The organism is Dactylosporangium sp. CS-047395 (assembly GCF_050942185.1).
Taxonomy (GTDB): Bacteria; Actinomycetota; Actinomycetes; order Mycobacteriales; family Micromonosporaceae; genus Dactylosporangium.
In genome coordinates this window covers 781,036-795,172 of record NZ_CP192015.1, presented here as the reverse complement: position 1 = coordinate 795,172, position 14,137 = coordinate 781,036, and the positions used below count along the sequence as shown (strand labels likewise).

General features: G+C 70.3%; 15 protein-coding genes. 12 read left to right on the top strand and 3 right to left on the bottom strand.

The features are described from left to right. Positions 1 to 220 precede the first annotated feature (220 nt). Both ACQP00_RS03745 and ACQP00_RS03740 read left to right on the top strand, forming a co-directional pair. Positions 221 to 655 (top strand): hypothetical protein, encoded by a 435-nt coding sequence (locus ACQP00_RS03745; RefSeq protein ID WP_433214322.1) that lies wholly within the window; start codon positions 221 to 223, stop codon positions 653 to 655. Beyond that, positions 652 to 1,572 (top strand): MFS transporter permease, encoded by a 921-nt coding sequence (locus ACQP00_RS03740; RefSeq protein ID WP_433214319.1) that lies wholly within the window; start codon positions 652 to 654, stop codon positions 1,570 to 1,572. Before ACQP00_RS03745 ends, ACQP00_RS03740 begins: the two co-directional genes overlap by 4 nt. Positions 1,573 to 1,843: 271 nt before the next feature. Here the strand turns inward: ACQP00_RS03740 and ACQP00_RS03735 are convergent, their stop codons facing one another. Then, positions 1,844 to 4,243: an intein-containing Rv2578c family radical SAM protein gene (locus ACQP00_RS03735; RefSeq protein ID WP_433214316.1), complete on the bottom strand. Its 2,400-nt coding sequence runs from the start codon at positions 4,241 to 4,243 to the stop codon at positions 1,844 to 1,846. A gap of 62 nt (positions 4,244 to 4,305) precedes the next feature. Next, entirely contained in the window at positions 4,306 to 4,722 is a 417-nt protein-coding gene (gene trxA / locus ACQP00_RS03730; RefSeq protein WP_433214313.1) for a thioredoxin, read from the bottom strand. 100 nt (positions 4,723 to 4,822) lie between these two features. On the opposite strand from trxA, the gene ACQP00_RS03725 reads away from it, so the two are divergent. The 10 genes from ACQP00_RS03725 (at position 4,823) to ACQP00_RS03680 (ending at position 12,714) form a co-directional block, all read left to right on the top strand. Then, entirely contained in the window at positions 4,823 to 5,221 is a 399-nt protein-coding gene (locus tag ACQP00_RS03725; RefSeq protein ID WP_433214311.1) for a thiol-disulfide oxidoreductase DCC family protein, read from the top strand. 531 nt (positions 5,222 to 5,752) lie between these two features. Beyond that, positions 5,753 to 6,253 (top strand): hypothetical protein, encoded by a 501-nt coding sequence (locus ACQP00_RS03720; RefSeq protein WP_433214308.1) that lies wholly within the window; start codon positions 5,753 to 5,755, stop codon positions 6,251 to 6,253. Between the two features lie 246 nt (positions 6,254 to 6,499). Beyond that, on the top strand, positions 6,500 to 7,123 hold the full coding sequence (locus ACQP00_RS03715; RefSeq protein ID WP_433214305.1) for a TrmH family RNA methyltransferase: 624 nt from the start codon (positions 6,500 to 6,502) through the stop codon (positions 7,121 to 7,123). A 19-nt stretch (positions 7,124 to 7,142) separates the two neighbouring features. Then, positions 7,143 to 7,823: a DUF6758 family protein gene (locus tag ACQP00_RS03710; RefSeq protein ID WP_433214302.1), complete on the top strand. Its 681-nt coding sequence runs from the start codon at positions 7,143 to 7,145 to the stop codon at positions 7,821 to 7,823. Positions 7,824 to 7,957: 134 nt separating this feature from the next. Next, entirely contained in the window at positions 7,958 to 8,116 is a 159-nt protein-coding gene (locus ACQP00_RS03705) for a hypothetical protein (RefSeq protein ID WP_203853873.1), read from the top strand. A 9-nt stretch (positions 8,117 to 8,125) separates the two neighbouring features. Next, positions 8,126 to 9,073 (top strand): PH domain-containing protein, encoded by a 948-nt coding sequence (locus ACQP00_RS03700; RefSeq protein WP_433214299.1) that lies wholly within the window; start codon positions 8,126 to 8,128, stop codon positions 9,071 to 9,073. A 96-nt stretch (positions 9,074 to 9,169) separates the two neighbouring features. Further along, positions 9,170 to 9,844 (top strand): SigE family RNA polymerase sigma factor, encoded by a 675-nt coding sequence (locus ACQP00_RS03695; protein WP_433214296.1) that lies wholly within the window; start codon positions 9,170 to 9,172, stop codon positions 9,842 to 9,844. A gap of 31 nt (positions 9,845 to 9,875) precedes the next feature. Continuing rightward, on the top strand, positions 9,876 to 11,072 hold the full coding sequence (locus ACQP00_RS03690) for a hypothetical protein (RefSeq protein WP_433214293.1): 1,197 nt from the start codon (positions 9,876 to 9,878) through the stop codon (positions 11,070 to 11,072). Positions 11,073 to 11,092: 20 nt separating this feature from the next. Beyond that, entirely contained in the window at positions 11,093 to 11,944 is an 852-nt protein-coding gene (locus ACQP00_RS03685) for a PHP domain-containing protein (protein ID WP_433214290.1), read from the top strand. After that, the gene (locus tag ACQP00_RS03680) at positions 11,941 to 12,714 is read left to right on the top strand and encodes a TetR/AcrR family transcriptional regulator (RefSeq protein WP_433214287.1); all 774 of its coding nucleotides are present in this window, start codon (positions 11,941 to 11,943) and stop codon (positions 12,712 to 12,714) included. The genes ACQP00_RS03685 and ACQP00_RS03680 overlap by 4 nt, the downstream gene beginning before the upstream one ends. A gap of 102 nt (positions 12,715 to 12,816) precedes the next feature. Here the strand turns inward: ACQP00_RS03680 and ACQP00_RS03675 are convergent, their stop codons facing one another. Further along, positions 12,817 to 14,061 carry a glycoside hydrolase family 18 protein gene (locus tag ACQP00_RS03675; RefSeq protein ID WP_433214284.1) on the bottom strand — a complete coding sequence of 415 codons (1,245 nt, stop codon included), beginning with the start codon at positions 14,059 to 14,061 and terminating at the stop codon, positions 12,817 to 12,819. Between the last annotated feature and the right edge of the window lie 76 nt (positions 14,062 to 14,137).

Here is a 14,137-nt window from a genome sequence, read left to right as displayed (position 1 = left end):
CGGGCAAGTGTGACAAAACGCAGCAAGCGGCGGGGCTCACCCGGCGCCCGCCGCCCACGCTTCGTGCTGGTTATCTTGGTACGCCATCCACGCCCGTCGCAACGCTGCGTATAGAGACGCGCGTCACATTCTCGCTGGATTGGGCGTGCTCACTACGCAGTGTGACGGCCGTCCCACTACTGACAGTGAGATGTTCACCATTTGGTAAAGTCCGGGCCCGATGGAACGGTTGAACACCCGGGGGCGCGTGCTGCGGATCGTGGCGACGCTGATCGTCGGCGCCCTCACCCTCGCGGGCACCTTCTTCGCCGACGACACGGTGTTCCCGTTCGCGCCGTTCCGGATGTTCTCCACCGCCGACAAACCCAACGAGCCGGTGCTCGTGCTGCGTACGGACGGCATCGACACCACGGGCCGCAAGTTCGAGCTCAACGAGCGCAACGCGGGCGTGCGCCGGGCCGAGATCGAGGCGCAGATCGAGCGCTTCAAGGCCGACCCGTCGCTGCTGCACTCGGTCCAGGAGTCGTACGCGGCGCGCAACCCCGGCAAGCCACCGCTGGTCGAGGTGGACATCGTGGAGGTGCAGCACCACCTGCGCCACGCCCAGCCGACGGGGGAGATCACCGAGGTGGTTCTGGCGAGGTACCGGCCATGACGCGCTGGCTGTTCGCACCCGTGCCGAAGGCGCGCATCGCCGCCTTCCGCACGCTCGTCTACTTGTTCATCCCGCTCGACCTGGTGTTCTTCAGCGCCTGGATCAAGTCGCACGGCAACCTGCCGGGCAACCTGTACCAGCCGCTCGTGGTGAGCGACCTGCTGCACCTGCCCACCCCGACCCACCTCCTCGTCAACGCGATCTACTGGGCCCTCATCCCGCTGTCCCTGCTCGCCGCCACGGGCCGCGCCCCGCGCCTGCTCGGCTGGACGGTCTTCGCGCTCTACTTCGAGTGGATGATCATCGCGATGAGCTACGGCAAGATCGACCATGATCGGTACGCGATCCTGGTCGCCCTGGCCGCCCTGCCCACCGCGGGCCGCGCCCGGCACGGCGACCAGACCCCCTCGGAGGCGAGCGGCTTCGCGCTGCGGGTGACCCAGATCGCCGTCATCGCCACGTACTTCCTGGCCTCGGTGGCCAAATTCCGCTACGGCGGCCTGGAATGGCTCACCGGCGCGACGCTGACCCGCTCATTCATCCGCCGGGGCACGTGGGCAGCGCAGTGGCTGCTGCAGATCCCGGGCTTCACGACGGTGTCGCAGTTCGGGATCGTGGGCTTCGAACTGCTCAGCCCTATCGTCTTCTTCGTCCGGCCCAAGTGGCGCTATCTGATGGTGGCGGGCTTTTACCTGTTCCATTTGCTGACGTTCGCTTTGATCACGATCTCGTTCGTGCCGCATCAGATCGCTATGGCGGGCTTCCTGCCGCTGGAGAAGGTCACGCCGATCACCTGGCTCCGGCGGTGGCGTTCGCGCTCCTCGTCGCCCTCGGCCGACGCTCCCACTTCCTCGCCCGACGCTTCCACTTCCTTGCCCGCGCACGACGCTTCCTCGCCCGCGCCCGGCGCTTCTTAGACCGCGCCCGCGCTTCCCCGGCCGACTTTTCCTCGCCCGTGCCCGGCGCTTCCTCGCCCCCCGCTCCCGCGCCCGGCGCTTCCTCTTTCTCGGCCGCCTTGAGTTCGTCGTCGTCCTCCGCCGCGTCGAGGTCCTCGTCAGCGTCGGTCGCGTCGAGTGCTTCGTCGTCCCCAGCGGCGTCGAATGCTTCGTCGGCTTCGGCCGGCGAGCTTGGGGCGGTTGATAAGGGCGGCGACCGGTCCCGCCGCGACGGGCCGGAGGAGCCGGGCGCCTACAACAGCGTGAGCTGCTCGTTCTCCTGCTCTGGCAACGCCTTCACCGCACGTGGCCGTCTCTCCCCCGCACGCGGCCGCCCCTCCCCCTCGCTCGGCGGACTGTTCATCGGGCGCGGCGGGTCGTTCACCGGGCGCGGGTCGTCGACGTTGCGGTTCGAGCCGAAGTCGCCGGCGTTCATCCCGTGCTTGCGCGCGGCGAGCCGGACGCGGGCGGCGATCTCGCGCTGATAGGACTGCGGCGCGTACGATCCGTCGCCGTACAACTCCCGATACCGCGGCCCGAGTTCGGGGTGTTCGCGGAGGAGCCACTCGCGGTACCACTCGCGGGCGCCCGGCCTCAGGTGCAGGGCCAGCGGCACGATGCTCGCCGCCCCCGCCGCTGACAGGGCCGCCACCGTGGCGTCGATGGACTCCGGCGTGTCGGTGAGGCCGGGCAGGATCGGCGCCATGAGCACCCCGACCGCGAACCCGGCGTCGGAGAGCCTGCGGATGGCGTCGAGGCGGCGGCGCGGGCTGGGCGTGCCGGGCTCCACCGCGCGCCAGTAGTGCTCGTCGACGAACCCGACCGACATGGACAGGCTCACCGACGTGACCGAGGCGGCCTCCTTGAGCAGGTCGAGGTCGCGCGTGATGAGCGTGCCCTTGGTGAGGATCGAGAACGGGTTGGCCCGATCGCGCAGGGCGGCCAGGATCTCGCGCATCAGCTTGTACCGTCCCTCGGCCCGCTGATACACGTCGACGTTCGTCCCCATCGCGATGTGCGCGCCCGACCAACTCCGCGCGGCAAGCTCGCGCCGCAGCACCTCACCCGCGTTGACCTTGACCACGATCTGCGAGTCGAAGTCCCGCCCCGCATCGAGATCCAGGTACGTGTGGGTATGCCGGGCAAAGCAGTTGTGGCTCACCACCCCGTTGGCGATGAAGTCCCCGGTCCCGGTCGTGATGTCGAACATCGGCGCCTCGACCCCGAGCGGCTCGACACCCACCACCCGCAGCGATTCGTCGCCACGGACCAGCTCGCCGATCGGAACACCGATGCCGCGGGCCGGCCCGAACGCCAGCCCGAACCGCACGCGCTCCCGCGGTCCACCGAGCACGCGAACGCCGCCTGCCCCACCTTCGCCGCGGTCAGTTCGGAGGCCAGCCGCGTGACCGTCGCCCCGGGCCGAGCCGCGGTCAGCTCGGAGCCCGGCCGCGTGACCTTCGCCCAGGAGGCCAGCCGCGTTACCGTCGCCCCGGGCCGAGTCGTAGTCAGTTCGGAGGCCAGGCGCGTGACCGTCGCCCCGGAGGCCCGCCGCGTGACCTTCGCCCAGGAGGCCAGCCGCGCTATCTTCGCCCCGGGCCGTGCCGTGGCCGGTTCGAGGGCTGGCCGCGTGACCATCGCCCCGGAGGCCGGCCGCGTTGCCGTCGCCCCGGGCTGGGCCGCGGTCGGGACGGAAGCCGTCGAACGGGTCGTCGGTCGCGGTGGCGAATCCGGCGCGCTCCAGGCACTCGACCAGCCAGTCGACCACCACCTTGTCGACCACGTCGAAGCGGGGCAGGTCGCCTGCCATCGAGCCGGTGGCGTCATAGAGGCCCGCCACGAAGCCGAGGCCCCAGGCGCGGTCCGGCTTCTCCGGCCAGTCGAGCAGGGCGCTGGCATCGCGGACGCTGGCGCCGGCGAACTCGCGGGAGTCGTTGGTCAGCGCGTGCAGGCCTCCGCAGGCGGCGGCGTATTCGTGGACTCGGTCGAGTACGGCGGAGGGGACCTGGGTGGCGTGGCCGTCGCCGTTGACGAAGCCGCAGAGGTAGCCCCGGCGGTAGGCGGGTGCGTCCGTCGGCGGGGCGGGCGGCAGGGCGCCGAAGCCGGCGAGCCGGTTGGCGGTGGTCAGGTGGGGCCGGCGGCTGCGGCCGTGGCGGGCGCCGGTCACGTGCTTCCAGCCGCGGTCGGTCAGGAAACGGTGCTCGCCCGAGGCCACCAGCGCGGTGCCGTCGGCGAGGGTGATCCGGTGGGCGGGCTTCACGGTCTGCCAGTGGGCCAGCACGCGGGTCGTGGTGTAGCGGCGCAGGCGGCCGTCGCGCACGGTGCCGACGATCTCGTCGCCGACCCGCAGGTCGGCCAAGGGGCGGGTGGTGCCGTCGGCCATCAGGATCGCGGTGTCGCCGGTCAGGCAGTAGACGCAGGCGTGCGAACAGCCGCGGTACGGGTTGATCGTCCACTGGAACGGCACCCGCGAGGCGCCCGGCACCTTGTTGATCAAGGATTTGGCCTGGACCTCGTAGAACGTGATGCCGCGGAACTCGGGTGTGTCGAAGGTCCGGGCGACGGCCCCGGGCAGGGCGAGCGGTAGCGCTCGCGGCCGCCCGGGGTCACCGGTGCCAGGACCGCCAGTCGCCTTGAGGTTGTCCCATCGCACGAGCCCATTCGAACACGCGTTCTAACGGGATGCAAGGCGCCCTGGTGGGGTACTACCGTGTGTCAGGCCTTGGTGACGGAGTCGGCGTCGGCGGCCGGCTCGCCCGTCGCCTGCTCGGCCGCCTTGGCCTCGGCGACCTTGGCCTTGACCTCGGACATGTCGATGTCGCGGGCCTGCTGGATCAGCGACTCGAGGGCCTGCTGCGGCAGGGCGCCGGGCTCCGAGTAGAGGGCCACACCGTCGCGCACGATCATGAGCGTCGGGATCGAGCGGATGTTGAACTCGGCGGCGAGCATCTGCTCGGCCTCGGTGTCCACCTTGCCGAACGTGATGTCCGGGTTGGCCTCGGACACGCGCTCGTAGACCGGTGCGAACATCCGGCACGGGCCGCACCAGGAGGCCCAGAAGTCGACGAGGGTGATGCCCTCGCCACCGATCTTCTCGGCGAAGTTCTCCGCGGTCAGCTCTACGGTTGCCATGCTTTTCAGCTCCGATCCTTCATGGCGTCCTCGGGTATGCACCGTCATAACCAGATACCCCTTACCGGCATTCCCAACCGGTCTGCGGGATGATGGTCACGTGGCAACGATCGAACGCCCGGTCTTCGTCTTCGACGGCGACTGTGCCTTTTGTTCATCATGCGCCCGGTTCATCGAGCGGCGCATCGGGCCCGCCGCCGAGGTGGTCGCCTGGCAGTTCGCCGACCTCGAAGCACTCGGGCTGAGCGAGGATCAGGTGAGCTCGGCCGTGTACTACGTGGCCCCCGGACGGGTGACGGCAGGCCCGGCGGCCATCGCCGACCTGCTCAAGCGCGCGGGCCTGATCTGGCGCGCCGCGGGGTTCGTGCTGGGCCTGCGCCCGATCACCGCGATGGCCTGGCCGGTGTACCGCTGGGTCGCCCGCAACCGCCACCGCATGCCCGGCGGCACCGCGGCCTGCGCCCTCCCGCCGAACCACCCCGCCCGCGCCGGTTCCTAGCACTGGGAGGGTCTGGCGCACTCGCGCTCTTTCTCAGCACGGCACTGTCCAGCGCTGTCATTCGGCACCGCGAGGTCGGGGGGGGGTGTCCTTCGGCACCGCGAGGTCGGGGGGGTGTTCTCCGGCACCGCGAGGTCGGGGGGTTGTTCTCCGGCACCGCGAGGTCGGGGGGTTGTTCTCCGGCACCGCGAAGTCGGGGGCTTGTACTTCAGTGCCGGAAGGTGTTAGCGCTGTATGGGCGCCTTGGCGGCGGGGTTGGACCGTCGGATGTCCTGAAAAGCGGTGGGGGAGCTTCGCTCCACCCACACCCCCTCAAGACCGCAGCGGGGTCCTATCCGGGGCGGAGGCTGGGCGTCCCCTCAAGACCACAGCGGGGTCCTATCCCGGTAGAGGCTGGGCGCCCCTCAAGACCGCAGCGGGTCCTACCCAGGCGGAGCTTGCGGCCGCACTTGGGGGGCCGCAACCGAAATGCACGGGCAAAATGGCGCCAAGGCGGGCCTTTCGGCATACGCTCGGCGGTGGGAGGTTGCCATGCCGAGCAAGCCCGCATCCGGCCCGTCCGGTCGTCCGGCCGTTGGGGTCGACCTGCCGTTGCGGCGGCAGGAGTGGGATCTGCTCGTCCGGCTGCCGCGCAGTGTGCTGGTTGCGGCCTGTGCCGGGGACGAGGACGTCGACGCCGTTGCCGGGGTCGCGGCCATCGCGGCTGGGCAGCGGTCCCGGGCGCTGCTCGTGCGCGGGGTGGTGGCCGCCATCTTTGCCGAGCAGCTCACCGACAACGATATTGAGGACTCCGGGCCCGGCGTGGGCGCGGTGCTCGATGATTGCGGCTACGCGGTGCGACTGCTGGCCGAGCGACTTGGGCCGGACATCGCCCTCGCGTACGGCGAGTGGCTGATGGACATCGCCGCCAGCGTCGGGCGGACCGCCTGGGAGGCCGGGCGGATTCGGCTCGGCGGGGTGGAGATCCAGCTGGCCGAGCGCCGCTTCGTCAACGGTATCGGCCGCGAACTGGCCCGCGCACTGCACCGCTGAGAGGGCGAACCCGGCGCGTCGCGGAGCGCCGGCCGTGAAACTGGCGCGCGCCCGACCCCTGGCGCGCCGCGAACGCCGGTCGGGTGGGCTGGGCAAACCTTCTCACCCGGCTGGCCTCCAATCACGAAAGACCCCGAAACACCCCGCCGGCCGCCAACCACGAGACGCGCCGCCGGCCGCCAACCACGAAACACCACGGAACACCCGGCTGGCCTGCGAGTCCCGCTGCCCCAATACAGTGCCCCGATGGACATCGAGCCTCTGCTGGAGGTCGGCGTAGGCCCCTGGGACGGCCCCTGGCCCACCGAGGACCACTACGACCCCGAGCTCCTCGAGGCAGGCGACCGGCGCAACGTCGTCGACCGCTACCGCTACTGGAAACTCAGCGCGATCGTCGAAGACCTCGACACGCGGCGGCACCCCTTTCACGTCGCCGTCGAGAACTGGCAGCACGATCTGAACATCGGCACCGTAGTACGCAACGCCAACGCCTTTCTCGCCGCCGAGGTGCACATCGTCGGGCGGCGGAGGTGGAACAAGCGGGGCGCCATGGTCACCGACCGCTATCAGCACGTGCGCCACCATTCCGACGTCGAGTCCTTCCTGGCCTGGACCGAGGAGGCCGGGCTGCCGCTGATCGGCATCGACAACCTTCCGGGCGCCCGCGCGCTGGAGCGGGCCGCGCTGCCCGAGCGGTGCGTGCTGCTGTTCGGCCAGGAGGGGCCTGGCCTCTCGGAACCCGCCCATGCGGCGTGTGCCGCGGTGTACTCCATCGCGCAGTACGGCTCCACGCGCTCCATCAACGCCGGCGTCGCCAGCGGCATCGCCATGCATACCTGGATCCGTCAGTACGGGGTCGTAAACCCGTGAACGGCCTTACCGTGGGTACATGGGCGTCGCAGTCAGCTGTCCCCGCTGTGGTGGTCCGGTGCGGCCGCCGGACCTCATGCACTCCGACTGGCGCTGTGACGGCGACGGTGCCGTGTTGCCGTTGCACGTCGCGCACCACATCGGCCCCGAGATCGTCGACGCGGCCAAGGCCAAACTGATCGCGGCCGCCACGCGGGCCGGGGACAAGCGCCCCACGCCCCTGTGGTGCCCGTGGCCCCTGCCGACCGGATGGACCGTGACCGGGCTCGGTTGGGTCGGTGATGAGCGTTCGGGTGTACGGGCAACCGCCGTCGCCTGCAGCGGCCCGGGTCCGGTGGAGCACGGGCCGGCCGACTGCGTGATCATCGCCGAGGAGCCCGGCATCGGCCTGGGCACCCGGTTCGCCGGCATCCCGGGCACCGATCCGGGCCCGTTCTTCGACGGGGACATCGCCACCACCACCGCGCACGCGCGGGTCAAGGCCTCGGGCTGGCCGACCCCGCTGTGGATGGCCAAGTCGCCGGAGGATCGATGCGCGTACGTCGGCGAGGCGGCCGGCATGTGGATCTACGTCGTGACCTGGCCCGCCGCGGCCGGTTATCTCCTGGAGGAGGAGCTGGACCTGCACGATCTCGCCGAGGACATTCCCGCGCAGCTGGTTTACGGCGCGCCGTCGCCGTATCTTCACGGCAAGGCGTAGACAGCCGCGACTAAGATCGGGCTCCGAGCCGCAAACCGCTCGGCGCGGCGCAACTGCACCCTGAGCCGCGTAGCTGATACGCTGAGTTCGCCGGGGCGTTGGTGCGCAGCGCCACGGGGAGGGGATTGACGGCGATGGTCAAGAAGGTCCTCACCTGGGGAAGCATTGCCTTCCTGATTTTCTTCGTGGCATATCGGCCACAGTCGGCCGCCGAGGTGTTCAAGTCCATCGGCGGCGGCATCATGGACATCGCCACGGGTTTCGGCGACTTCTTCTCAAGCCTCGTCGCCTAAGGCCCGCACATGTCGACCGGCGCCGAGCCTCCCGAGGACGATCCGAACGCCCGGCGAAACCAGGACCGGGACACCGAGCCGATCCCGCGTGCCCGACCGGGGTCCCGCCCCGAGTCGCACGCCGACTACGCCGCCGATGAGCCCGAGTACTCGCCGACCTCCGACTACGAGGCCGTCCGCGACGCCGAGGCGTCCCGCGGGCCCGCGCACGCCGACTACACCACGGACGGCGACGAGTACCTGTCGGACCCCTACGCCGACCCGATGACCGACGGGGCGCATGCGCGTGGGGCGGCCGCCCCGCAGTACAGCGGCGCTCCACCGTCTTTCTCGCAGGACGAGTTCGCGCGGCTGCAGGGCGGCGACGCGGTCCCCTCCGTCCCGCCGGGCAGCCGGATGGCGCCGCTGGAGGACGAGGCGAGCCGGCACGCGGCGCGCTATCTGTTCCCGACGGAGAAGTTCCGCGGTGAATGGAAGCGGCACTGGATCCAGCTCGCGAAAGAGGGCGGGATCGCGATCTTCGCGACCATTGCGATGGGCTACATCGCCGGCTGGCTCACCAAGCACGGCCAGGACCAGCTGCGCACCGCGGTCGTGGTGATCTGGGCCGTGGTGATTCTCTGGTGCGCCTGGAAGGTCGCCGACTGGTGGTACGACCGATTCATCCTGACCAACAAGCGGGTCATGGTCGTATCGGGCATTTTCACGCGCAATGTTGCGATGATGCCGCTGCAGCGGGTCACGGACATGAAATACGTACAGTCATTGACGGGTCGCATGTTCGGCTACGGCCATTTCGAGCTGGAGTCGGCCGGTCAGGATCAGGCGCTGCGCAACATTCGCAACCTGCCCAACCCGAATGAGCTCTACCTGCGCATCGTCGAGGAGATGTACGAGCCGGAGGCGGTCGAGGCCCGCCTGGGCCGTGCGGTCACCGGCGAGGACGACGGCACCTGAGGCTGAGAGTTCGCTGAAAACTGGGCCCGGTATGCAACCTCAGGGACCCTTCGTTGCGTCTATGAACGTGGGCGCGGAGGGTGGAGGGGGCGGCCGGTGCCGGACGACGCAAAGTTCCGCGAGGAAGATTTCCGTGAGTTCGTCGGGCTTCGCTCCAAGGCGCTGTTGCGCACGGCCTACCTGCTGGCCGGCGACTGGGCGACCGCGGAGGACCTCCTCCAGATCGCGCTGACGAAGACCTTCCTCGCGTGGAAGCGGCTCGGGCACATCGAGGCCGTCGAGCCGTACGCGCGCCGCGTGCTCGTCAACACCGCGACCAGCTGGTGGCGCCGGCGCTGGCACGGCGAGCGGCCCACCGAGATCCTCCCCGAGAGCGCCGCCGCCGACCAGCTCGAGGAGAGCCTGGAGCGCGACGCCATGTGGCGGCACGTAAAGGCCCTGCCCAACCGGCAGCGGGCGGTGCTCGTGCTGCGGTACTACGAGGACCAGTCCGAGGCCGAGACCGCCCGCCTGCTGGGCGTGTCGGTCGGCACCGTCAAGAGTCAGACCTCCCGCGCCCTGGCCACGCTGCGCGAGAAGCTCAGCGCCGAGGGTGTGCGTCCCTCCACGAAACCCCAGCCCGCCCGGCCTCCCACCGAGCCCGTGCCGCTGCCCGTCGCCGCACCTGTGACGGACGAGATTGCGGTCATCGAGGACCCGGAACAACCTTTTGCCGAGGCTGAGGCGCTTCTACCCGCGGACACCGTGGTGGAAGAGCCGGTTGAAGTCTGACCATGCGGTTGGGTTTGGAGACGTGACAACCATGCTGGAAGACGAGCTCCGCGAAACGTTCGCGGCCAGGGCGGGCAGCACCCCGCCGGGGTCGCTGGCGTCGCTGGACGGGTTCGCCGACGCCGCCATCAGCGGCGCCGCGCGGATCCGGCGGCGACGGCGCGTCGCGATGAGCGGGTTGACCGGGATCGTCGCGCTCGGTGCCGCCTCCGTGGCGGTCCTGTACACGCTGACCACCGGTGCCCCCGGCGGCGCACCGCAGCCCCCCGCACCCGCCGCGCAGGGCAGCACCTCGCAGCACCCGGCGACCGAGCAGACCCCCACCGCCCCGGTCACCCCGTCGGAGATGCGCGAGGTCACCGGCATCGGCCCCAGCGCCGAGGCGGCCACCCGGGTGCGGCTGCAGCTGCCGGCCAAGAGCAGCGTCACCGCGGCGTACCAGGCCAAGGACGGCTACCTGGTGGTCAACACCCAGCCCGACGGCGACAAGCAGCTCGTCCTGCAGGACGACGACGAGCAGCAGCAGGTGCTGGTCGACGAGGCCACCAACATCACGGTGGCCAAGGACGGCAGCACCGTGGCCTGGGCGTCCAAGGGCAAGATGAACGTCGGCACCCGCAGCGACGAGAGCGCCAAGAAGATCACCAAGGAGAACTCGGTCGACGTGCCGCAGGACACCGAGCCGGTCGCCTTCGTGGGGACCAACCTCGTGGTCAGCAACGACGACAAGGGCTTCGACGTCTGGCACACCGAGCGGGGGTACAGCCCGACCTGGGACGCCACCGTCGTGCGCGTGTTCGGCGGGACCCCGGACAACGGCGGCGTCTACGCGGAGCTCAAGGCGGTCGCGGCCGGCGAGACGGCGATGTGCCTGGCCCTGCTGAAGTTCGACCAGCCGTTCAAGATCATGAACAAGGTGTGCGGGCTGCCGATCGCCGACAAGGAGGGCGGCCGGATCTCGCCGGACGGGCGCTGGCTCGCCTACCCGGTGGTGGGGGCGAAACAGGTGGCGATCCTGGACCTCACCTCGGTGTTCACCGGTGGCAAGCCCAAGCTGTGGAACCTGACCGTGACGAACAAGACGGTCTGGCTCAACGCCAAGGCGTTCGTGGTCGACAACGGCAAGAAGTTCGTCAAGCTCGACCCGAGCGGCCAGGCGGACAAGGTCGAGACGCTCGACGAGGACAGCGACGGCGTCGTGCTCATCGAACCGCTCACGCAGAAGTGACGCCTCCCTAGACTGGGGGCGTGCGGATCGATCTTCACGCCCACTCGACGGCCAGCGACGGCACCTCGACCCCGGCCGAACTGGTCGCCGAGGCGGCCGCGGCCGGGCTGGACGTCCTGGGCCTGACCGACCACGACACCACCGGCGGCTGGGAGCCCGCGTTCGCGGCCCGGCCGGAGGGGCTGGCCATCGTGCCCGGGGCGGAACTGTCGCTGCGCTGGCACGGCGGGGCCCGGCCGATCGGGCTGCACATGCTCGCGTACCTGTTCGACCCGGCCGATCCCGCACTGTCGGCCGCGCTGGCGAGGGTGCGCAGCTCGCGCGAGACCCGGGCCGAGCGGATGGTCGACCTCCTGGCCGCCGACGGCATCGACGTCACCTGGGACGAGGTCCTGCAGGACGCGTCCGGTGGCACCGTCGGGCGCCCCCACCTCGCCCAGGCGCTCATCCGCCGCGGTCTGGTCGGCACGGTCACCGAGGCGTTCCAGCCGGAGTGGCTCGGCGCGCGTTATCGGGTACCAAAGGAGGATCTTGAAGTTTTTGAGGGCCTCCGGCTGATCCTCGGGGCGGGCGGGGTGCCCGTGTTCGCGCATCCGCGTGCGAGCGTGCGCGGCCCGATCGTGCCCGATTCGCTCATCGTCGAACTGGCCGCGGCCGGGCTCTTCGGGCTGGAGGCCGACCACACCGACCACAACCCGCGCGAACAGGCCGAGATGCACGCCCTCGCCGACCGCCTGGGCCTGGTCACCACCGGCAGCAGCGACTACCACGGCACCAACAAGACCGTCCGGCTCGGGGCGCGGACCACCTCGCCCGAGGCGCTGGCGAAGATCGTGGCGGCCGGACGCGGGAGCGAGGTGGTCGGCGGGTGAGCACGGAATACAGCGGCGCCGGCGATCCGCGCCGCAGCATCGACCTGCTGTGGGGGCGGATGCCGGGCCCGACCGCGCGCCGGGGGCCGCGGCCCAAGTTCACCGTGCCCGGCATCGTGGCCGTCGCCGTCGCGCTGGCCGACGAGGACGGGCTCCCCGCGGTGTCGATGCGCAAGGTGGCCGAGCGCCTGGGCGTGACGGCGATGTCGTTGTACACCTACGTGCCCAGCAAGTCCGAGCTGCTGGACGTGATGGTGGACGCGGTGGCCGGCGAGGCGGTCCGCGACGCGTACACGTCCGACGGCTGGCGCGACCGGCTCACCGAGGTCGCCCGGTCCAACTGGGAGCTGTACCGCCGGCATCCCTGGCTGCTGCAGGTGGCCACCAGCCGGCCGGTGCTCGGGCCGAACACCATCGCGAAGTACGACTGCGAATTGCGCGCCTTCGACGGCACCGGCGTCTCCGACGTGGAGACGGATCAGCTGCTGAGCCTGGTGCTCGATTACGTGACCGGGGCCGCCCGGGCCGCCGTCCTGGCCGACCTGGCCGAGCGGCACACCGGGCGCAGCGACACGGAGTGGTGGGAGGCGTGGGGGCCGCTGCTGGCGGAGGTATTGGACCCGGCCCGCTACCCCACCGCGGCGCGGATCGGGCAGGCGGCCGGGGAGGAGTACGGCGCCGGAGATCCCGCCCGCGCGTTCACCTTCGGCCTGAAGCGAGTACTCGACGGCATAGAGCGTTTCCTGCCGCCGAGTACCCGCCCCAGCTAGGACCCGGTGCGGTGTTGAGGGGGTGTGGGTGGAGCGAAGCTCCCCCACCGTTCTTCAGGACATCGAGGGGTAAACCACGCCGCCCGAAAGACCGTCCGCTGCCTACCTCAAGGTTGTGTAGAGCGCCTTGGTGAGGGAGCCGTTGGCGTCGTCACCGTCGAGCGACCAGATCATCGCGCCGCCGTAGCCGGCGAGGCGGACGTACAGACCCTTCTGGGCCACGACGATGGGGTCGTCGAAGGTCCAGAACGTGGTGCCGTTGAACAGCCACGCCTGGCCGGAGAGCAGGTCGTGGTACACCTTGTAGCCCTGCTGGGGCAGCTTGGCCAGGACCTTGTAGTCCTCGTTGCCGGCCGCCCAGGTGCCCGGTGCCGCTCCGGTCGCGGGCTTGAACAGGCCGTTGCCGCCGCCGGTCACGCCGGTCCAGCCCTGGCCGTAGTACGGGACGCCGAGCACGAGCTGCTTCTTGGGCGCGCCGCGGTCGGCCCACGCCTTCAGTGACGTGGAGCCGCTGAAGTCCGGGGTGGTGGGGGCGTTGCGCGGCACGAACAGCGCCGACTGCTGGTTGGTTGTCGTCTCCCACGTGCCGTGGAAGTCGTAGCCCTGAACGGTACCGAAGTCGAGGTATTTGAAAATCTGGTTGGCCTCGAAGCCGGCGTCGATCTTCGCGGGGGCGGCCGGCAGGAAGGCGGTGAGGGTGGCCTTCTTGCCCAGCTGCTTGCGGAACTCCGCCACGAGCTTGGTGAAGTTCTGCTTGTCCTCGGGCCGGATCACGTTGCCCGGGTTGCCCTCGGAGCCCGGCCACTCCCAGTCCAGGTCGAAGCCGTCGAACACGCCGGTCGACATGAACGTGTCGATGCAGGACTTCACCAGCGTCTTGCGCGACTCGTCGGTCAGCGCGGCGTTGGAGAAGTTCGCCGACAGCGTCCAGCCGCCCAGCGACATGAGGACCTTGAGGCCGGGGTGCATGGCCTTGAGCTTGCGGAGCTGGTTGAAGTTGCCGGCGATGGGCTGCCCGGCCTCGTCGGCGACGCCGTCGACGCTCTCCGCCGCACCGACCGGGCGCTGGTAGTCGGCCCACGGGTCGACGGAGACGCACTTGCCGGTCGCGTCCACGCCGCCGAAGGCGTAGTTGATGTGGGTCAGGCGGGAGGCCTGGCCGCTGGTCTCGAGGTTCTTGACGAAGTACGAGCGGCCGTAGATGCCCCACTGGATGAAGTACCCGACGCGCTTGTACTCGTCCTGGTGGGAGACGCCATTGGCGCCGGCTGCCGTCGCGGGCGCGAGGGCCAGCGACGTCACCGCCAGCGCGGCCGCGACCCCCGCCAGGAGCCTGCGTTTGCCCATGAGCCCTCCATTTGTAAGGAAAGTTTTCGGTTCTCTGGGCAACGTAGGGGCGGGGTTCGATGGCGTCAAGACCCAG